Below are 18,866 nucleotides of genomic sequence, written 5' to 3' on the forward strand. Positions count from 1 at the left end.
TGTGAGCTGGCTCTCAAATTGGGTCTTGCCAGAAACGGTAACACGTTCTACTTTGTTGACGTGGCCCTTAATATCGCAGACCTCGTAGAGCACGCAATCGACCTCGTTCCGGACCGCGTCGCGTTGGTGTCCGACGACCGGGAAGTGACGTACGCGCAGATGGAGGAGAGGGCCAATCGCCTCGGCCACTACCTGCGCGAACAGGGTGTCCAGCCCGGCGACAAAGTGGGCATCTACTGCCGGAACACGATCGAGGCGATCGAGGCCATGGTGGCGGTCTTCAAGATCCGTGCCGTGATGGTGAACGTCAACTACCGGTACATCGAGAACGAGTTGCAATACATCTTCGACAATTCGGACATGGTCGCGCTCGTTCACGAGCGCCGCTACTCCGACAAGGTGGCGAACGTGCTCCCCGAGACGCCGCTCCTGAAGACCACCGTCGTGGTCGAGGACGGCACCGATCTCGACTACGAGGGCATCGAATACGAGGCCGCACTCGCGAAGGGTTCCCCCGACCGCGACTTCGGCGAGCGCACTGGCGACGACCTGTACATGCTCTACACCGGTGGCACCACCGGCAAACCCAAGGGCGTCATGTGGCGTCACGAGGACGTCTGGCGGGTGCTCGGCGGCGGCATCAACTTCATGACCGGTGAATACGTCGAGGACGAGTGGGACCTCGCGAAGCTGGGCGCCGAGAGCCCCGGCATGACCCGCTTCCCGATCCCGCCGATGATCCACGGCGGCAGCCAGTGGGCGGTGTTCCAGAGTCTGTTCGGCGGCGGAAAGTGCGTGATGCACCCCGAATTCGACGGCCACGACGTGTGGCGGATCGTCGATCAGCACAAGGTCAACCTCATCTTCATCACCGGCGACGCGATGGCACGACCGATGCTCGACGCGCTGGTGGAGGGCGACAAGGCGAGCGGCGAGCCCTACGACCTGTCCTCGCTGTTCTTGATGGCGAGTTCGGCGGCGCTGTTCTCGCCCAGCATCAAGGAGAAGTACCTCGAACTGCTGCCCAACCGGATGATCACCGACTCCATCGGTTCGTCCGAGACCGGTTTCGGCGGCCTCAGCGTGGTCGCGAAGGGTGACTCGCACGGCGGCGGCCCGACGGTGAAGATCGACGCGTCCACCTCCGTGCTCGGTGAGGACGGCAACCCGGTCGAACCCGGCTCCGGCGTGATCGGCATCCTGGCGCGCAAGGGGCACATCCCCATCGGCTACTACAAGGACGAAGAGAAGACCAAAGCCACGTTCAAGGAGATCAACGGCATCCGCTACTCCATCCCCGGCGACTTCGCGCAGGTGGAGGCGGACGGCACGGTGACGATGCTCGGTCGCGGGTCGGTGTCCATCAACAGCGGCGGCGAGAAGATCTTCCCCGAGGAGGTCGAGGGCGCGCTCAAGTCGCATCCCGATGTTTTCGACGCCATCGTGGTCGGCATCCCCGACGAACGGTTCGGCCAGCGGGTCGCCGCCGTTATCCAGGCTCGAGGCGGGGCGCGCCCGAGCCTGCACGAGATCGCCGACGCGGCACGCAAGGAGATTGCCGGATACAAGGTTCCGCGCAGCCTCTGGTTCGTCGACGAGATCAAGCGCTCGCCGGCGGGTAAGCCCGACTACCGCTGGGCCAAGGAACAAACCGAGACCCGACCGGCCGACGACCACAACGGCAACGGCTCGCCCGAAAGCAAAGGCGCGTAAATGCACACCAGTTTGAGCGAGAAGTTCGGCATCGAGTACCCGGTCTTCGGGTTCACTCCCTCCGAGCACGTGGCCGCGGCGATCTCCCGGGCCGGCGGTCTGGGTGTGCTCGGCTGCGTCCGGTTCAACGACCCCGAGGAACTCGAGGCCGTCCTGTCGTGGATGGACGAGAACACCGACGGCAAGCCGTACGGCGTCGACATCGTGATGCCCGCCAAGGTTCCCACCGAGGGCACGTCGGTGGACCTCGAGTCGCTGATCCCCGCCGAACACCGCGCGTTCGTCGACCGGACCCTGGCCGAGCTGGGGGTGCCGCCACTGGATTCGGGCGCCGAACACGCGACCGGTGTGCTCGGCTGGCTGCACTCGGTGGCGCGCTCGCATGTGGACGTCGCCCTGAATCATCGAATTGCGTTGATCGCCAACGCCCTCGGTTCACCGCCGAAGGATGTCATCGACCAGGCCCACGAGAAGGGCGTTCCGGTGGCCGCGCTGGCCGGCGCCGTGGAGCACGCGCGCAGGCACGTCGCGAACGGTGTCGACATCGTCATCGCGCAGGGGTACGAGGCCGGTGGGCACACCGGTGAGATCGCGTCGATGGTGCTGGTTCCCGAGATCGTCGATGCCATCGGTGATTCCGCCGCGGTCCTCGCGGCCGGTGGTATCGGCAGTGGACGCCAGGTCGCTGCTGCGCTGTCGTTGGGGGCGGCGGGGGTGTGGATGGGGTCGTACTGGCTCACCACCTCCGAGTACAAACTCGGCAGCGCGTCGTCCGAGGGGCCGTCGGCGATCCAGCGCGCCCTGCTCGGTGCGACGTCCGCCGACACGGTGCGGTCCCGGATCTACTCGGGCAAGCCCGCGCGCCTGCTCAAGACCAAGTGGACCGACGCCTGGTCGAAGCCGGACGCGCCGGCACCGCTGCCGATGCCGCTGCAGAATCTGCTGGTCAGCGAGGCACATCAGCGGATCGCCGCGTCGGAGAACCCGGATGTCGTCGCGATGCCGGTGGGACAGATCGTCGGCCGGATGAACGAGATCCGTCCGGTGGCCGAGGTGATGGACGAACTCGTCAAGGGCTTCGACTCGGCGGTGTCCCGCCTCGACAGCTTCCGATAGCCGATGTGAGTGGCAAAGTATGCGTCAGCACACTTTGCCACTCACCTGGGGGAGTAGCCGGTTCCCTCGCGGACCCACACTGGATCGGTGCACTCGGCGGCCTCGGCGCTCAACACGCGGGTGAGGACCTTGAACGTGGCGGTCCGCGGGAACTCGGCACACACCCGGATCAGACTCGGGCGCTGCTTCAGACCAAGGTCGGACTGCGTGTCGAGGAAGCGTGTGAAGGCCACGGGATCGAAGTCACGCGTCGGGACGACGGCCGCCATCACCCGGTCCCCGACGTCGGGATCGGGCACCGCGTACACCGACACCTGGGCGAAGCCGTCGTACCGCATCAGGATGCGTTCGATGGGCGCCGAACCGATGTTCTCGCCGTCGACGCGCAACCATCCGGAACTACGTCCCGCGAAGTACACGAACCCGTCGGCGTCCCGGTACGCGAGGTCGCCGCTCCAGTACTTGCCGTCGCGGATCCGCTCGGCGTCGGCCTCGGGATTGTTGTAGTAGCCCGCGAACGCCCCCGATCCGGCGACGTTGACGAGTTCGCCGGTCGCGGCCTCGGCATTGAGCACCCGGCCGGCGGAATCGAATTCGGCCGGGGGACAGGGGCTGCCGGTCTCGGGGTCGAGGATCGCGATGCCCTCGGGGAGCTTGCCCAGAGAACCTGCCGGCGCCTCGGGGCTGCCGGAGATGGCGACACCGCCCTCGGTGGAGCCGAATCCGTCGACCACCGCGGTGCCGAAGCGGCGCGCGAACGCCGCGACCGCGGGCGCGGACCCCTCGTTGCCGTACATCACCCGAAGGGTGTTGTCGGCGTCGTCGGACATTTCCGGGGTAGCCAGCACATACGACAGCGGCTTTCCGACGTAGTTGGCGTACGTGACGCCGAATTTCCGCACGTCGGACAGGAAGTTCGACGCGGAGAACTTGCGGCGCAGCGCAATCGAGCTGTGTCCCGCGAGCGCCACGGACCACGCCGCCATCATGGCGTTGGAATGGAACATGGGCATCGACATGTAGACGACGTCGTCCGGGGTCAGGCCGAAGCGTTCGGCGAGCATGATGCCGGGGCCGGTGATCTTCGCGTGGGTGCAGCGCACCGCCTTCGGATCGCCGCTCGTGCCCGACGTGAAGATGAGCATGAACAGGTCTTCGGCCGCGGCGGCCCTCGGCGTGAATTCGGGGCGCTCGCCGGCGAGCAGGGCGGACCACGCGGGGGAATCCACGTCGACGACGGGAACCCGAGGGTCGAGACCGTCCAGCAGCGCAGACCGCCCGGATTCGGTGAAGACCACCTGGCAGTCGGCCAGCGCGATGTCGCGGACCAGCGCCTCTCCGCGTCGAGTGGTGTTGAGCCCCACGAGGACGGCGCCGGACAGCGCCGCCGCTCCGGCGAGGAGCGAGAACTCGGGGACGTTGTCCATCAGCACACCGAAGTGCCGGGGCCGCTGTGCATCGAGCAGGTCGTCGAGGACAGCCGCGCGCCGCAGGCTCGCGCGTACGTGTTCGGACCACGACAGGAACCGGTCCTCGAAGTACAGGCCCTGGGCGTCGGACTTCGAGACGCCCAGGAGCAGGTCCGATACCGTGCGCGCAAGCGTGGCGGTCATGCCGGGACGGTGGCCAGTTCGGCGCCGAGGATCCGCAACTGCTGCGTGGCCGAACCGAGCCGGAATTCGAGTGCCTTGGCCGCGAGGAAGTACCGATGCACGGGGTGGTCCTCGTCGAGTCCGACGCCACCGTGGACGTGGACGAGGGTATGGGCCACCCGGTGTCCGGCGTCAGACGCCCAGAAGTTGGCGGTCTGGATGTCGCCTTCGCTGGGCAGGCCCTCGCTGAGCCGCCACGCCGCCTGCCACAGCGTGAGCCGGACGCCCTTCACGTCGATGTAGCCGTCGGCGAGTCGCTGGGCCACGGCCTGGAAACTGCCGATGGGCCGACCGAACTGCACCCGCTCGCGGGCGTAGGCCGCAGTGAGTTTGAGGGCTTCGTCGAGGACGCCGTACTGGTACGCGCAGGCGCCGAGCGAGCCGCGCTCGACGAGCCAGTCCACGATCTCGCCGCCCTGGTCGACGGCGCCGAGCACGCGGTCCTCGGCCAGCGACACTCCGTGGAGGGTCACCTCACCGGTGCTGGCCAGGTCGACAGTCTGCTGGCGGGTGACGGTCACTCCGGCGTCGTCGGGGCGGACGAGGAAGACGGCCACACCGTCCGGGGTAGTTGCCGGGACCAGGAAGAGGTCGGCGGACGGTGCCGCGTCGACGACGATCTTGGTGCCGTCGAGGGTCCAGCCGTCCGCGCCGCGTTCGGCACGCGTGACGGGCGCACCCGGAGTGTCGTTGAGTTCCTCGTCGAGGGCGACGGTGAGGATCTTCTCTCCACACGCGGCCGGAGTACCCCAGTCGGACCGCTGCTGCTCGGTCCCGTATTTCGCGATCGCGCCTGCCGCCATCACGATCGACGACAGATAGGGCACCGGCGCGACGGCGCGGCCCAGTTCGACGAGGATACTGCACTGCTCGAGGACGCCGAAACCGTCGCCGCCCACCGACTCCGGCAGCGCGGCGCTCAGGACACCGGACGACGCGAGCGCGGACCACAGGCGGCGATCGAGGCGGTCCTCCGCGTTGTCGAGTTCACGGAGACGGTCGTTGGTGACGAGGTCCGAGACGATTCCTCGGGTGAGGCCGGCCAGGTCCTGCTGGGCCTCGGTGGGGGTGAAGTCCATTGTCGTAGTCCTAACGTTTCGCGGGGGGCAGGCCGAGGGCGGTCATGGCGATGATGTCGCGCTGCACCTCGTTGGTTCCGCCGCCGAACGTGAGGATCAGTGACGACCGGTGCATCCGTTCGAGTCGCCCGCGCAGCAGGACACCGGGGGAGTTCTGCCGCAGCGTGGCCGAAGGCCCGAGGATCTCCATCAGCAGCCGGTACGCCTCCGTGGCGAACTCCGTGCCGTAGACCTTGTTGGCCGACGCCGCCTCCGGGCCCGGCGCGTGGTCGGTGGACGAGGCGATCTCCCAGTTCATCAACTTGAGGTACTCGGCCTTGGCGTGGACCCGGGCCAGATTGATCTGCACCCATTCCTGGTCGATGACGCGGCGCCCGTCCGGCAACTTGGTGTTCTGCGCCCATTCGCGCACTTCACGCTGGGCGGTGAGGACCGGCCCGGCGGAGGTCAGGGCGACGCGCTCGTGGTTGAGCTGATTGGTGATCAGTGCCCAGCCGCCGTGTTCGGGGCCGACCAGCGCGGACGACGGAACCCGAACGTCCTGGTAGTAGGTGGCGCTCGTGTCCGGACCCGCCATCGTGTGGACCGGGGTGTACGAGAAGCCGTCGGCGGTGGTCGGGACGATCAGCATGCTGATGCCCTTGTGCTTCTTGGCTTCGGGATCGGTGCGGCACGCCAGCCACACGTAATCGGCGTAGGCGATCAGGCTCGTCCACATCTTCTGGCCGTTGATGACGTAGTCGTCGCCGTCCTTGACGGCGGTGGTCCGGAGGCTGGCGAGGTCGGTGCCCGCTTCGGGCTCGGAGTAGCCGATGGAGAAGTGCAGTTCGCCGGCCGAGATCTTGGGCAGGAAGAACGCCTTCTGCTCGGGGGTGCCGAAGTGCATGATCGTCGGCGCCACCGAGTTGATGGTGAGGAAGGGGACCGGGGCGCCGGCGATGGCGGCCTCGTCCGTGAAGATCAGCTGCTCCATGGCCGACCGTTCCTGGCCGCCGTACTCCTTGGGCCACCCGAGCGTCAGCCAGCCGTCCTTGCCCATCTGAGCGACGACGTCGCGGTAGACGTTGCCCTCGCCGTATTCGCCGGTGGTGGCGGCCAGTGCCTCTCGACGCTCCGGCGTCATCAGCTTCGCGAAGTACGCGCGCAGCTCTTCCCGCAGCTGCTGCTGCTGCGGTGTGTAGGTGATGTGCATCGAAATACCTCTCCAGTCCGAGAGCGGAATCAGCTGAAATCTGGCACAGGTTCCAGTCTCTGCGGTGCATTCGCGGAGTCGGCCCCGGCCGGCCCCGGAGCGTGCCCGGTAGGCGTGCTCGCAGTCGTGGAACGAATCATTGCACACGACTGAAACAGGTTCTAGTGTTATCGCAGGAACGGAGTGCGCCGCAGCCCGGCGGCACCCGGATCCGCGAGTGACGAGACGAGGAGAAGTGAGGGTTGCCATGGAGGTCAGAGTCGATTTCGACCGTTGCGAGGCCAATGGTGTGTGCGTGGGGATCGCACCCGACATCTTCGAGCTCGACGACGACGATCAGCTGCACATCTCGAGTGCCGTTCCTCCCGCTGACCGGGAGGAAGACGTGCGTACGGCGATCGCCCAGTGTCCGAGGGCCGCGCTCACCGAGCACCCCTGAGGATTGTTGCCCGGAATGAGAACACGTTCTACAGTGACGTCGACCTACCGCCGTGTCGTGGTTCGCGACCTGCGGCGAGTGCACAGAACCAGGAGAGCGTGTTCATGAATGCTGTGGCTGACCGCGATGTGAACGTGGACGGCAAGGTCGCCGTCGTGACCGGCGCCGGATCCGGCCTCGGGAAGTGCGAGGCGATCGCACTGGCCCGCGCGGGTGCGTCCGTCGTCGTCAACGACTTGGTTGCGAACGACGCCGTGGAGGCCACGCTCGAGGAGATCCGGGGCCTGGGCGCGAAGGTCGAGTTCGTGGCCGGCGACATCGGGGAACGGTCCACCGCCGACGCGATCATGGAGGCGGCGCAGAGCCGGCTCGGCAGCCTCGACATCCTGGTGAACAATGCGGGCATCACGCGGGATCGCATGCTGTTCAACATGTCCGACGAGGACTGGGACCTGGTGCTGAAGGTTCATCTGCGCGGCCACTTCCTGCTGTGCCGCGCAGCCGCGTCGTACTGGCGGGGCAAGTCCAAGGAGGCCGGTGCGCCGGTATACGGGCGCATCGTCAACACCTCGTCCGAGGCGGGACTGCTCGGCCCCGAGGGGCAGGCGAACTACGGCGCCGCCAAAGCAGGCATCACGGCGCTCACGCTGTCGGCGGCCCGTGGGCTGTCCCGGTACGGCGTCCGAGCCAACGCGATCTGCCCCCGCGCCCGCACGTCGATGACGGAGAACGTCTTCGGAGAGGCGCCGGCCGAGGGGGTCGACCCGTTGTCGCCCGAGCACGTGGCCGCGCTCGTCGCGTACCTCGCATCGCCCGCCGCCGACTCCGTGAACGGCCAGGTCTTCGTCGTCTACGGCCCGATGGTGGCGTTGATGGCGGCACCGGTCGTGGAGCGGCGTTTCGACGCCGCGGACGGTCGGTGGACACCCGGCGCGCTCGCGGCGGAGCTCGGGAACTACTTCGGGGATCGGGATCCTGCCGCGATGTTCTCGGCCTCCGCGGCGCTACGCGAACTGGGCTGATCTGCGTCCTGGGGCCGAAGAACCGACACGAAGGTGGTTTCCGTATCGTTTCCGCAGGTAATGCCTCCGGGATGGGCGATACTGAAGGCAACTGAAGAGCGGCGGAACGGGGGGCCGGGTGACCGTGGAGGGTGTTCGAGTGGTGTGCCGGATATGACTAGATCGTGTTCTAGTTCTGCTGTCGTCGAGCAGTTCGATGGAGCGTGCCCAGCTGGTCCGGCGACTCCCTGGGCCTGCCTCCTCACGCGGTCGCCCGGAACCGAGGCCGGCGACGATTTCGACGGTCGTCGGTACGTGACGAAATTCGCTCAAAGTTCTTGTGCTATAACCTCTTAAGTCCACGCCTCGGCCTTCTCGCTCGGCGCGAATCGGCGGATCCGATCGGGCGGAGACACGCCCGGCGTTTCGGTCGAATTCGGCCCTCGGGACGTGCTGAATGTGGGACGATTCATGCTGATGAGCGACCACCTTTGACAGGTGAACACGTTCTAGTTAATATGACCTGAGTCACAGACCGCTGGGGGGCTGGGCTCGAACTGACAGTCGGTGCTGGGCGAGATCATGGACGAGGAGGACGGATGGTAGACCTCCTCGAGGTGCCGTTGCGTGCGGTCGGCGGGTTCTTCACGATGTCGGGCGAAACGTTGAGGGCAGTCTTTTCGAGGCCCTTCCAGCGTCGCGAGTTCGTGGACCAGGCGTGGTTCGTCGCCCGGGTCTCGATGGTGCCCACCGTGCTGGTGGCCATCCCGTTCACCGTCCTGGTGAGCTTCACGATCAACATCCTCCTCCGCGAGATCGGCGCCGCCGACCTCAGTGGCGCCGGCGCCGCTCTCGGCACCGTCACCCAGGTCGGCCCCATCGTCACCGTGCTCATCGTGGCGGGTGCAGGCGCCACCGCCATCTGCGCAGACCTCTCCGCCCGCACCATCCGCGAAGAGATCGACGCGATGCGGGTGCTGGGCATCAATCCGATCCACCGCCTGGTCGTGCCACGAGTGCTGGCGTCGACCGCCGTGGCGCTCCTGCTCAACGGGCTGGTCTGCACCATCGGCATCCTCGGCGGCTTCGTCTTCTCGGTCTACATCCAGGACGTCAACCCGGGTGCGTTCGTCAACGGCATCACCCTGCTCACCGGATTCGGGGAGCTCGTGATCTCGGAAGTCAAAGCCGGTCTGTTCGGCATGATCGCCGGTCTCGTCGCCGCCTACCTCGGCCTGAACGTCAGGGGTGGCGCGAAGAGCGTCGGTGACGCCGTCAACCAGACCGTCGTGTTCTCGTTCATGGCCCTGTTCGTGGTCAACGTTCTCGTCACCGCCGTCGGCATCAAGCTGACGGCAGGGTGATCGACATGGTGGTGGAGTAGATGGCACTAGCGGCGGCCGGGCGCTTTCCCCGAACTCGCAAACGGTTCGCGTCGGCGTCCCGCTCGATCGACCGGCTCGGTGAGCAGGCGCTGTTCTTCGCGCGTGCCATCGGATGGGCTCCCCGCGCCCTGATGCACTACCCGAAGGAGACGCTGCGGCTCATCGCCGAGATCAGCATGGGCACGGGTGCGCTCGCGGTAATCGGCGGAACGGTCGTCATCGTCGGCTTCCTGACCCTGTTCACCGGCGGCACCATCGCGGTACAGGGCTACAGCTCGCTCGGCAACATCGGCGTCGAGGCCCTCACCGGCTTCTTCGCGGCCTTCATCAACGTGCGTATCGCGGCGCCGGTCATCGCGGGCATCGGGCTGGCGGCCACCATCGGCGCCGGCTCCACCGCCCAGCTCGGCGCCATGCGCGTCTCGGAGGAGATCGACGCGCTGGAGACGATGGCGATCCCGTCGATCCCGTACCTGGTCAGCACACGTGTGATGGCGGGGATGATCGCCATCATCCCGCTGTACGCCCTGGCGGTGATCGCGTCGTTCATGGCCAGCCGGTTCGCGACGGTGGTGCTGTACGACCAGTCGTCCGGCGTGTACGACCACTACTTCTCGACGTTCTTGATACCCACGGACATCCTGTGGTCGTTCGCGCAGGCCATCGTCATGGCGATCGCGATCATGCTCATCCACACCTACTACGGTTTCAACGCCTCGGGCGGTCCGGTCGGCGTCGGTGTGGCCGTCGGCAACGCGGTGCGCTCCTCGCTGATCGCCGTCGTCACCGTCACCCTGCTCATCTCGCTCGCCATCTACGGCGGGTCCGGCAACTTCAACCTTTCGGGATAGGAGTGCCGGTAGATGACTGATTCGGGTGGGAAGAAGAAGCTCGCGGCACTCGTCCTCGTGGTGAGTCTTCTCGCGATCATCGGTGTGTCACTGGCCATGTTCAACGGAACCTTCAGCAAGACCACGCCCGTCACCGTCACGTCGGATCGCTCCGGGCTGGTGATGGAACCCGACGCCAAGGTCAAGCTCCTCGGTGTCGAGGTCGGCCGCGTCGGCTCCATCGAACACGTGACGGACGGCGCCGAGCTGAAACTGGCGATGTATCCCGACATGATGTCGCTGATTCCCTCCAACGCCACCGTGGAGATCAAGTCCACCACCGTGTTCGGCGCCAAGTACGTCAACTTCGTGATGCCGGACAACCCGTCGTCCACCCCTCTGCAGGCAGGGGACGTGATCGCGTCCGACAACGTCACCGTCGAGTTCAACACGGTCTTCCAGCACCTGTCCGACGTGCTGGCCCAGGTACAGCCGGAGAAGCTCAACGCCACCCTCGGGGCCATCTCGTCGGCGCTGCGCGGACGCGGCGAGGAACTCGGCGCCCTGCTCGAGCAGAGCGACAGCTACCTGGCGAAGATGAATCCGAGTCTGCCTCAGCTGCAGGAAGATTTCGCAAAGGCCGCGCAGGTCACCGACGTGTACGCCGACACCGCACCGGATCTGCTGCGAGTGCTCGACAACGCGACGGCCACCAGCGGCACGGTCGTCGACGAACAGGACAACCTGGATGCCGTGCTGCTCAACGTCACCGGGCTGGCCGACACGGCCAACACCGTACTGACCGAGAACGAGCAGAACCTGAACTCCTCCCTCGACCTGTTGCTCCCGACGACGGATCTGCTGGCCGAGTACTCGCCCGAGATCTCCTGCTTCATCGTCGGCCTGAACAATGTGATCCCCCTCGCCGAACAGCTCATCGGTGGCAATCAGCCGGGCATCGCGCTGAGCGCCAGCTTCATGTACGGGCAGGAGCCGTACACCTATCCGAAGGACCTGCCGAAAGTGAATGCGACAGGTGGGCCGAACTGCCACGGTCTTCCCAATCCTGATCTCAGCAAGCATGCGAACTTCGTCGTGGCCGACACCGGAACGGTGCCGTTCGTGCCGTCGACGGAAGTCCAGGTGCACCTGCCCAAGGTGTTCCAGCTGTTGTTCGCGGGTGTGTACCCCGGGCAGGGTGGGCAGTGACAGTGCGAGCGACCACGGTCAAGCTGTTGATCTTCGCGACGGTGATGTCGGTGATCTTCGCCGGACTCGCCCTGGTGTTCAGCCAGTACCGGTTCAGCAGCTCCGACGGCTACCACGCCACGTTCACGGACGTGTCCGGCCTCAAGCCCGGCGACAAGGTGCGCATCGCCGGCGTTCCCGTCGGCGCCGTCGAGAAGGTGAGCATCGACGACGACAACCTCGCCGACGTCGACTTCACCGTCGACACCAAGTACTCGCTGTTCGACGGGACCAAGGCCACGGTGCGGTACGAGAACCTCGTCGGCGACCGGTACATGGAACTTCTCGAAGGCACCGGATCGGTGGAACCCCTGCCGGAGGGCGGATCCATCCCCGTCGAGAACACTTCTCCCGCACTCGATCTCGACCTTCTGCTGGGTGGGTTCAAACCGTTGCTGCGGGCACTGGACCCGCAGCAGGTCAACGATCTGTCCCAGGCGCTGGTCCAGGTGTTCCAGGGGCAGGGCGGAACCCTCGTCTCGCTCCTCGGCAGCACGAGTTCGTTCACGAACACCCTCGCCGACCGGGACCAGTTGATCGGTGAGGTGATCACGAACCTCAACCAGGTGCTCGGCACCATCAACGACCGCGGCGATCAGTTCCGGTCGACGCTCGACCAGTTGCAGCAGCTGGTCAGCGGGCTGTCCCAGGACCGCGACCAGATCGGTGACGCCATTCCCCGCATCGCCGGGGCGACGGGCGATCTCGCGAATCTGCTCGAAGGTGCGCGGCCACCGTTGCAGAGCACGATCGCCGAGGCCAATCGCACCGCAACTCAGCTCCAGGCGGGGGAGGACGACCTCGACTGGGTGCTCCAGAATCTGCCCGACGCCTACCGGAGGCTCATCCGTATCGGCACGTACGGCAGCTTCTTCCAGATGTACGTCTGCACGGTCAAGTTCAAGTTCTCCGGCCCGGACGGATCGGATCTGCTCCTCAACATGCCGGGCGGTCAGACGGCAGGGAGGTGCGCACCGTAGCCATGAAGAGCGAACGTAATCCCGTACAGGTGGGAATCATCGGTGTCGCCATCGCGAGCATGATCGTGATCGCGACCCTGCAATACGATCAGCTGCAATTCCTTTCGGGCGGAACGCAGTACTCCGCCTACTTCGAGGACGCGGGTGGGCTGATGACCGGCGACGCGGTGACGCTCGCCGGCGTCGACGTCGGGAAGGTCGCCGAGGTCGAACTCGATGAGCAGCACGTGCTCGTCAGGTTCACGATCGAGGACGGCATCGTCCTGGGCGACGCCACCGAGGCGAACATCAAGACCAACACCGTTCTCGGGCGCAAGTCGCTGGCCGTCACCCCGCTCGGGTACGAGACGATGCCGGTGGGGTCGACGATTCCGTTGGAACGCACCAACTCTCCGTACTCCCTCAACGACGCGCTCGGCGACCTGTCGAACACCGTGTCCGAGCTCGACACCGACGAGGTCAACAACGCGTTGAACGCGATGTCCGGCGCTCTCGAGAACACACCGCCCGAGCTGCGCACCGCACTGGACGGCCTGACCCGGTTGTCGGAGAGCATCAATTCGCGGGACGAGACGCTGCGACAGCTGCTCTCGCGTGCCGAGAACGTGACCGGAATCCTCGCCGAGCGCAGCGGGCAGATCAACTCGCTGATCGTCGACGGGAACCAGCTGTTCGGTGAGCTCGACCGTCGCCGCACGGCGATCAGCCAGCTGATCGTCAACATCTCCGCGGTGTCCCGGCAGCTCACGGGATTGGTCCAGGACAACGAGGAGCAGATGAAACCGACGCTCGACAAGCTGAACTCGGTGGTCGACGTCCTGCAGCGGAACAAGGACAACATCTCGCAGGCTCTCGACGGCCTCGCGCCGTACGCCACTCAGCTCGGGGAATCGGTCGGTAGCGGTCCGTTCTTCATGGCGTACGTCTACAACATCGGCATCGGCAACCTGTTCCAGGGGCTCAGCGACGCGGTGACGTGGCCGGAGCACCTCCCCAACGACCTCCAGGCCTACCTGCAGACAGGTCCGTCCATCGAGCTGAGGGAACCGCCGCGATGACGACGAACCCGGAAATCACCAACACGCGGAAGAAGTGGCTGATCCGCGGCGGCGTCGCCGCGGTCGTCGTGGTGCTGATCGTGGGCGCCGCAGTGATGTTCGTGCCCAAGCTCTTCCAGAACACCATCACCGCGTACTTCCCGACGACCACCGGGCTGTATTCGGGCGACGACGTCCGCGTCCTCGGTGTGAAGGTGGGGACGATCGACTCGATCGAGCCCGGTGCCGATTTCGCACGGGTCACGATGAACGTGCAGAAGAGCGTCGACATCCCGGCGGACGCGAAGGCCGTCATCGTCGCACCCAGCCTGGTGTCGGGACGGTTCGTGCAGCTCACACCCGTCTACGCGGGTGGGCCGACGATGGGCGACGGCGCGAGCATCCCCGTGGAGCGCACCGCCGTCCCGGTGGAGTGGGACGAGATCAAGACCGAGCTGAACAAGCTGTCGGAGGCGCTCGGACCGCAGGGCGCCGATCCGCAGGGCTCGCTCGGCACGTTCATCGACACCGCCGCCGACAATCTCGACGGCAACGGAGAGTCGTTGCGGAACACGCTGCGGGAACTGTCGGAGACCATGCGGACCCTGTCCGACGGCCGGACCGACCTGTTCTCCACCATCCGCAACCTGCAGACGTTCGTGGCCGCACTGTCGTCGAGCAACGAGCAGATCGTCCAGTTCGAGGGCAGGCTTGCGTCGGTGTCGAACATGCTCGCCACCAACTCCGACGAACTCGGAACCGCGCTGAACGATCTCGACCTCGCACTCGGCGACGTCAACCGGTTCGTCGTGGAGAACCGGGCAAGCCTCAGCGAGCAGGTCGGCCGCCTGGCCGACGCCACCCAGGTGCTCGCCGACAAGAGGCCGCAGATCGAGCAGGTGCTCCACGTCGCGCCCACGGCGCTGGCCAACTTCAGCAACATCTACAAGCCGGCGCAGGGATCACTGGTCGGTGCGGTCGCGATGGCGAACTTCGGGAACCCGGTGAACTTCATGTGCGGTGCCATCCAGAGCCTGCAGGCCAATGAGGCGAACCGAAGCGCGGACCTGTGCACGCAGTACCTGTCGCCGGTCCTGAACTCGCTGACGGCGAACTACCTGCCCATCCTCACCAACCCGACGACGGGGGTGAACGCATTCCCCGACCAGATCGAATTCACGCCGCCGAGCCTCGGGGCCTCCGTACCCCCGCGGTCCGCGCCGCCGATGACCGGGGCCCTCGCCGGGATGCCGACCGTCGCCGTGCCCAAGGACCTCAACGATCTGCTGCAGCCGGGAGGTGGGCGATGACGAAGCGCACACGGTTGCGTCGCGGCGCCATCGCGGCTGTGGCGATCACGTTGTCCCTCACCCTGACCGGGTGCGAGTGGGAAGGGCTGAACTCGCTTCCCCTGCCGGGCACCGAGGGACAGGGCGACGACGCGTACACGGTCGAGATCCAGATGCCCAATGTCACGACGCTGTCGCAGAACTCGCCGGTCCGCGTGAACGACGTGACGGTGGGTTCGGTGACGGGCATCGACGTGCAGGACTGGCATGCACTGGTCACCGTCTCGATCAACGGCGACGTCCAACTGCCTGCCAATGCGACGGCCAAGATCGGCCAGACCAGCCTCCTCGGCTCGCAGCACCTCGAACTGGCTCCGCCGACCGACGCCGAGCCCGAAGGCCGGCTCGAGAACGGCGACGTGATCCCCATCGAGCGGGCGGGCGCCTACCCGACCACCGAGCAGACGTTGTCGTCACTGTCGGTGGTGCTCAACGGTGGCGGCATCGCCCAGATCCACGACATCACCCAGGAACTCAACGCCGCACTGGGTGGCCGGGAGGACTCGATCCGGGATCTTCTCCCGCAGCTCGACCAGCTCGTCACGAGCCTGGATCAGCAGCGCGGCGACATCATCGGCGCGATGGAGGGACTCGACCGGTTGGCGGGCACCGTCAACGAGCAGAAGGCCACCCTGGACGCGGCGCTGGACGGCATCCCGCCCGCGCTGGAAGTGCTCGTCACCCAACGGCAGAACCTCACCACCGCGCTGGTCGAGGTGGGCAAGCTCAGCGACACCGCTTCCCGTCTCGTGGAGAACAGCGGCGAGGAACTGAAAGCGAACCTGGCAAACCTGACACCGGTGCTGCGTGAACTCGCCAACTCGGGTAGCGCGCTGACCGAGGTGCTGACCCTGATGCTCACGTACCCGTTCCCGATGAAGACGATGGACAAGGCGATTCAGGGTGATTACGCGAACCTCATGATGACGATCGACATGACCAACGAACGCGTCGACAGCAACTTCCTGACCGGAACCGGCCTCGGCGGATCGCTCGGCGGCGTCGAGGGCGCCGTGGGATCGCTCGCCGGGGTGGCGGGACAGTCGGGCAATCCCCTGCAGGCACCCCTGCAGCCGGCTCCGAAGCCGGCACCCGCACCGCCGATGATTCCGGGTCTTCCACAGATACCCGGACTGCCGCAGATCCCGGGCCTTCCGCCGCAATTGGGAGGGGCGCCGACACCATGAGAATGACGAGATTCGTTCGCATTCAGCTGATCATCTTCTCGATTCTCACCGTCATCGGGCTCGTGGTGATGTCGATCCAGTACGTGAAGGTGCCGGTGCTGTTCGGCGTCGGGCGCTACGAGGTCAGCGTCCGACTGCCGTCCACCGGTGGGCTCTACTCGCACGCCAATGTCGCTTACCGCGGCACCAACATCGGTGTCGTCGAGAACGTGACGCTCACCGGCGACGGTGTGGAAGCGAAGATGTCACTCGACAGCGACTACAAGATTCCGGCCGACGTCGACGCGGCAGTCAAGAGCGTGTCGGCGGTCGGCGAGCAGTACGTCGATCTGATTCCCCGGGACGGCGCCGCCGAGGCCGACGGCCCGTACCTCGCGAACGGCGACGTGATCCCGTTGGACCGGGCCACCATTCCGCAGGACGTCGGCGAAATGCTCGACCATGCCGACGAACTGCTCGCCAGCATTTCGGACACCAGGCTGCAGACGGTGATCGACGAGGCGTTCACGGCGTTCAACGGATCGGGCCCCGACCTGCAGCGGCTCATCGACTCGGCTCGGTTGTTCGTCGAGGAGGCCGATGCGAACAGCGACGCGACGAAGGCCCTGATCGACCAGGTCGGCCCATTGCTCGACACCCAGGTGGTCAGCAGCGACGCCATCCGGTCGTGGACCCAGGACCTGGTGACGTTCACCGACCAGTTGCGGGCGAGCGACCCGAGCCTGCGGTCGGTGCTGGAGAAGGGCCCGGGAACGGCGCAGGAAGCCACCCGGCTGTTCCAGGACCTGCAGCCGACACTGCCGATTCTTCTGCGGAATCTGGTGAGCGTCGGCCAGGTCGGGGTGATCTACAACAAGAGCATCGAACAGGTGCTGGTCATCTACCCACCCCTGACCGCGGCGCTCGTGACGGCCGCGACCGGCGGGCCGGTGGAGGACGGCGCGATCGTCGACTTCGCCCTGCAACTGCACGACCCGCCGGCCTGCACGACGGGATTCCTGCCGCCGGAGCAGCGCCGGTCGGGAGATCAGACCGACCCGATCGCGACACCGAACGACCTGTACTGCAAGGCTGCTCCGGACGATCCGGCCGTGGTGCGCGGCGCGCGGAACCTGCCGTGCATGGAGTTCCCGGGACGTCGCGCGCCGACGGTCGAGGCGTGCCGCGAGGGCTGGGAGGCGTCGGGCAACAACCCGCCGTACGGGCCGATCATGCCGCCGGATGTACCCTCGTACACAGCCGTTCCGAGTTCCTACGAAGGCGCCGCGGGTGCACCGGTCGCGGCCGTGCCCTACGACCCGGCCACCGGTAGCTTCATTGGTTCGGATGGAAAGACGTACACCCAACCGGATCTGGCGGTGCAGGGAAAGGACTCGACGTGGCAGACGATGATGACAGGTCAGCAGATTTGAGTTCCAGCACAGACGAGCGCGCAACCGACTCCGCGGAGCAGGCGACCGAGCAGAGCTCCGCGGCGAAGGACCGGAGCAGGCGCAGGGCGGTCCGGCACGCCGGCCCGCCGGTGGGGGAGACCGAGGCCCCGAAGCCGGTGGTCCTGGCCAAGCCGGCAGACGCGAACGCCGCGCCCGAGGCGGAAAAGGTGTCGACGGCGAAGGTCGCGTCCCCGGCGCCCGACGCGCCGAAGCAGCGTCGTCCCCTGAAGTCGTTGCTCGCGTGGGGTGTTACCGCGGTGGTCGTCGTCGCACTGGTCGTCGCGGCGGTGGTCCTGCTGCTCGACCAACAGTCCGCACGGGAACGGGACGACCGCCGTCAGGCCTTCGTCGACACGGCCCGGCAGACGGTGCTCAACCTGACAACCATCCATCCCGAGACCGCGAAGGAAGACGTCGACCGGATCATCGCCGGCGCGTCGGGTCAGTTCCTCGAAGAGTTCCAGGGCCGTGAGGATCCGTTCGTCGGCGTCGTGCGGGATGCGAATGTGACTACCGAGGGCCAGGTTGTCGAGGCCGGTGTCGAGAATGGGAGCGAGACCTCGATCTCGGCGAACGTTCTTGTGGCCGCGCGGACGATGGTCAGCAGCAAGGAACAGCCCGAACCCTCACCGCGCGACTTCCGAATGCGAGTGACCGTCAGCGACGTCGACGGAAAGTTGACCGCATCGAAGGTGGAGTTCGTCCCATGACCGACAACAACGAAGACAAGCGAAAGTTCTCCGTCACCAAGCAGACAGCGCTGAAGATCGCGGCCGCCGTCGTGGTGGTCGCGCTCGCGGTGGTGGTGGGTTTCCTCTGGTACGACCACCGGCAGGACCAACTCGCGGAGCAGGCGCGCACCGAGGCCGTCGACGCCGCGGGCAAGCAGGCCGTCGCGATGCTGGCGTACGACTTCGCCGACGTCGACAACCAGTTGGCGTCTGCCGCAGACGGACTCACCGGTTCGTTCCGCGACGACTACACCACGCTCGTGCAGGAAACGATCGCGCCGGGCGCCAAGGAGAAGCAACTCACCGTGCAGGTGTCGGTGCAGGCCGCGGCGCCCGTGTCGACCACACCCGACGAGGCGGTGGTTCTGCTGTACCTCAACCAGACGACGACGAGTGCCGACGCTCCCGACGCCCGGACGTCGGGCAGCCGCGTGCGGGTGTCGCTGCAGAAGGTCGACGACCGCTGGCTCGTCGATCAGCTGACCCCGGTGTAG

General features: G+C 66.4%; 17 protein-coding genes. 14 read left to right on the forward strand and 3 right to left on the reverse strand.

The annotated features are described in order from the left end of the window. Nucleotides 1–60: 60 nt before the first annotated feature. Together QM693_RS20700 and QM693_RS20705 are read left to right on the forward strand one after the other, a co-directional pair. A complete protein-coding gene (locus tag QM693_RS20700) occupies nt 61–1,713 on the forward strand; it encodes an acyl-CoA synthetase (protein ID WP_283353369.1) in 1,653 nt (550 codons plus the stop codon). Then, a complete protein-coding gene (locus tag QM693_RS20705; RefSeq protein ID WP_005262901.1) occupies nt 1,714–2,829 on the forward strand; it encodes an NAD(P)H-dependent flavin oxidoreductase in 1,116 nt (371 codons plus the stop codon). It begins immediately after the preceding gene. Nucleotides 2,830–2,870: 41 nt separating this feature from the next. Here QM693_RS20705 and QM693_RS20710 read toward each other — a convergent pair whose 3' ends face one another. The 3 genes from QM693_RS20710 to QM693_RS20720 are packed head-to-tail and all read right to left on the reverse strand — an operon-like array spanning nt 2,871 to nt 6,752. After that, nucleotides 2,871–4,442, reverse strand: a complete 1,572-nt coding sequence (locus tag QM693_RS20710) for a long-chain-fatty-acid--CoA ligase (RefSeq protein WP_283353313.1) — start codon at nt 4,440–4,442, stop codon at nt 2,871–2,873. Then, nucleotides 4,439–5,560, reverse strand: coding sequence for an acyl-CoA dehydrogenase family protein (locus QM693_RS20715; RefSeq protein WP_283353314.1), 1,122 nt, complete (start codon nt 5,558–5,560; stop codon nt 4,439–4,441). The genes QM693_RS20710 and QM693_RS20715 overlap by 4 nt, the downstream gene beginning before the upstream one ends. Nucleotides 5,561–5,570: 10 nt before the next feature. Then, on the reverse strand, nt 5,571–6,752 hold the full coding sequence (locus tag QM693_RS20720; protein WP_054245864.1) for an acyl-CoA dehydrogenase family protein: 1,182 nt from the start codon (nt 6,750–6,752) through the stop codon (nt 5,571–5,573). 247 nt (nt 6,753–6,999) lie between these two features. Between QM693_RS20720 and QM693_RS20725 the strand changes: the two genes are divergently transcribed. From QM693_RS20725 to QM693_RS20780, 12 genes are all read left to right on the forward strand, one after another. Then, nucleotides 7,000–7,191, forward strand: a complete 192-nt coding sequence (locus tag QM693_RS20725; RefSeq protein WP_005262894.1) for a ferredoxin — start codon at nt 7,000–7,002, stop codon at nt 7,189–7,191. A gap of 104 nt (nt 7,192–7,295) precedes the next feature. Next, nucleotides 7,296–8,213, forward strand: coding sequence for a 3-oxoacyl-ACP reductase (locus tag QM693_RS20730; RefSeq protein WP_283353315.1), 918 nt, complete (start codon nt 7,296–7,298; stop codon nt 8,211–8,213). Nucleotides 8,214–8,791: 578 nt separating this feature from the next. Continuing rightward, nucleotides 8,792–9,556 carry an MlaE family ABC transporter permease gene (locus QM693_RS20735; RefSeq protein WP_016884001.1) on the forward strand — a complete coding sequence of 255 codons (765 nt, stop codon included), beginning with the start codon at nt 8,792–8,794 and terminating at the stop codon, nt 9,554–9,556. A gap of 20 nt (nt 9,557–9,576) precedes the next feature. Next, complete coding sequence (locus tag QM693_RS20740) at nt 9,577–10,428, forward strand: MlaE family ABC transporter permease (protein WP_005244538.1); 852 nt, start codon at nt 9,577–9,579, stop codon at nt 10,426–10,428. 12 nt (nt 10,429–10,440) lie between these two features. Continuing rightward, on the forward strand, nt 10,441–11,616 hold the full coding sequence (locus QM693_RS20745; protein WP_283353316.1) for an MCE family protein: 1,176 nt from the start codon (nt 10,441–10,443) through the stop codon (nt 11,614–11,616). Beyond that, nucleotides 11,613–12,635, forward strand: a complete 1,023-nt coding sequence (locus tag QM693_RS20750; protein WP_283353318.1) for an MCE family protein — start codon at nt 11,613–11,615, stop codon at nt 12,633–12,635. The genes QM693_RS20745 and QM693_RS20750 overlap by 4 nt, the downstream gene beginning before the upstream one ends. 2 nt (nt 12,636–12,637) lie before the next feature. After that, on the forward strand, nt 12,638–13,693 hold the full coding sequence (locus QM693_RS20755) for an MCE family protein (protein ID WP_280778856.1): 1,056 nt from the start codon (nt 12,638–12,640) through the stop codon (nt 13,691–13,693). Further along, the gene (locus QM693_RS20760) at nt 13,690–14,982 is read left to right on the forward strand and encodes an MCE family protein (RefSeq protein WP_280778855.1); all 1,293 of its coding nucleotides are present in this window, start codon (nt 13,690–13,692) and stop codon (nt 14,980–14,982) included. Before QM693_RS20755 ends, QM693_RS20760 begins: the two co-directional genes overlap by 4 nt. Continuing rightward, entirely contained in the window at nt 14,979–16,208 is a 1,230-nt protein-coding gene (locus tag QM693_RS20765; RefSeq protein ID WP_283330554.1) for an MCE family protein, read from the forward strand. The genes QM693_RS20760 and QM693_RS20765 overlap by 4 nt, the downstream gene beginning before the upstream one ends. Continuing rightward, a complete protein-coding gene (locus QM693_RS20770; RefSeq protein WP_283353319.1) occupies nt 16,205–17,620 on the forward strand; it encodes an MCE family protein in 1,416 nt (471 codons plus the stop codon). Before QM693_RS20765 ends, QM693_RS20770 begins: the two co-directional genes overlap by 4 nt. Then, nucleotides 17,617–18,351: an Rv1363c family protein gene (locus tag QM693_RS20775; RefSeq protein WP_283353320.1), complete on the forward strand. Its 735-nt coding sequence runs from the start codon at nt 17,617–17,619 to the stop codon at nt 18,349–18,351. The genes QM693_RS20770 and QM693_RS20775 overlap by 4 nt, the downstream gene beginning before the upstream one ends. Continuing rightward, complete coding sequence (locus tag QM693_RS20780; protein ID WP_283353321.1) at nt 18,348–18,866, forward strand: Rv1363c family protein; 519 nt, start codon at nt 18,348–18,350, stop codon at nt 18,864–18,866. The genes QM693_RS20775 and QM693_RS20780 overlap by 4 nt, the downstream gene beginning before the upstream one ends.

The organism is Rhodococcus sp. IEGM 1305, assembly GCF_030058635.1.
Taxonomy (GTDB): domain Bacteria; phylum Actinomycetota; class Actinomycetes; order Mycobacteriales; family Mycobacteriaceae; genus Rhodococcus_F; species Rhodococcus_F opacus_D.

Excerpts from the sequence above, each read along its gene's own strand:
- QM693_RS20705 (WP_005262901.1), top strand. The coding sequence starts at position 1,714 with ATGCACACCAGTTTGAGCGAGAAGTTCGGCATCGAGTACCCGGTCTTC.
- QM693_RS20710 (WP_283353313.1), bottom strand. The coding sequence starts at position 4,442 with ATGACCGCCACGCTTGCGCGCACGGTATCGGACCTGCTCCTGGGCGTC.
- QM693_RS20715 (WP_283353314.1), bottom strand. The coding sequence starts at position 5,560 with ATGGACTTCACCCCCACCGAGGCCCAGCAGGACCTGGCCGGCCTCACC.
- QM693_RS20720 (WP_054245864.1), bottom strand. The coding sequence starts at position 6,752 with ATGCACATCACCTACACACCGCAGCAGCAGCAGCTGCGGGAAGAGCTG.
- QM693_RS20725 (WP_005262894.1), top strand. The coding sequence starts at position 7,000 with ATGGAGGTCAGAGTCGATTTCGACCGTTGCGAGGCCAATGGTGTGTGC.
- QM693_RS20730 (WP_283353315.1), top strand. The coding sequence starts at position 7,296 with ATGAATGCTGTGGCTGACCGCGATGTGAACGTGGACGGCAAGGTCGCC.
- QM693_RS20735 (WP_016884001.1), top strand. The coding sequence starts at position 8,792 with ATGGTAGACCTCCTCGAGGTGCCGTTGCGTGCGGTCGGCGGGTTCTTC.
- QM693_RS20740 (WP_005244538.1), top strand. The coding sequence starts at position 9,577 with ATGGCACTAGCGGCGGCCGGGCGCTTTCCCCGAACTCGCAAACGGTTC.
- QM693_RS20745 (WP_283353316.1), top strand. The coding sequence starts at position 10,441 with ATGACTGATTCGGGTGGGAAGAAGAAGCTCGCGGCACTCGTCCTCGTG.
- QM693_RS20755 (WP_280778856.1), top strand. The coding sequence starts at position 12,638 with ATGAAGAGCGAACGTAATCCCGTACAGGTGGGAATCATCGGTGTCGCC.
- QM693_RS20760 (WP_280778855.1), top strand. The coding sequence starts at position 13,690 with ATGACGACGAACCCGGAAATCACCAACACGCGGAAGAAGTGGCTGATC.
- QM693_RS20765 (WP_283330554.1), top strand. The coding sequence starts at position 14,979 with ATGACGAAGCGCACACGGTTGCGTCGCGGCGCCATCGCGGCTGTGGCG.
- QM693_RS20770 (WP_283353319.1), top strand. The coding sequence starts at position 16,205 with ATGAGAATGACGAGATTCGTTCGCATTCAGCTGATCATCTTCTCGATT.
- QM693_RS20780 (WP_283353321.1), top strand. The coding sequence starts at position 18,348 with ATGACCGACAACAACGAAGACAAGCGAAAGTTCTCCGTCACCAAGCAG.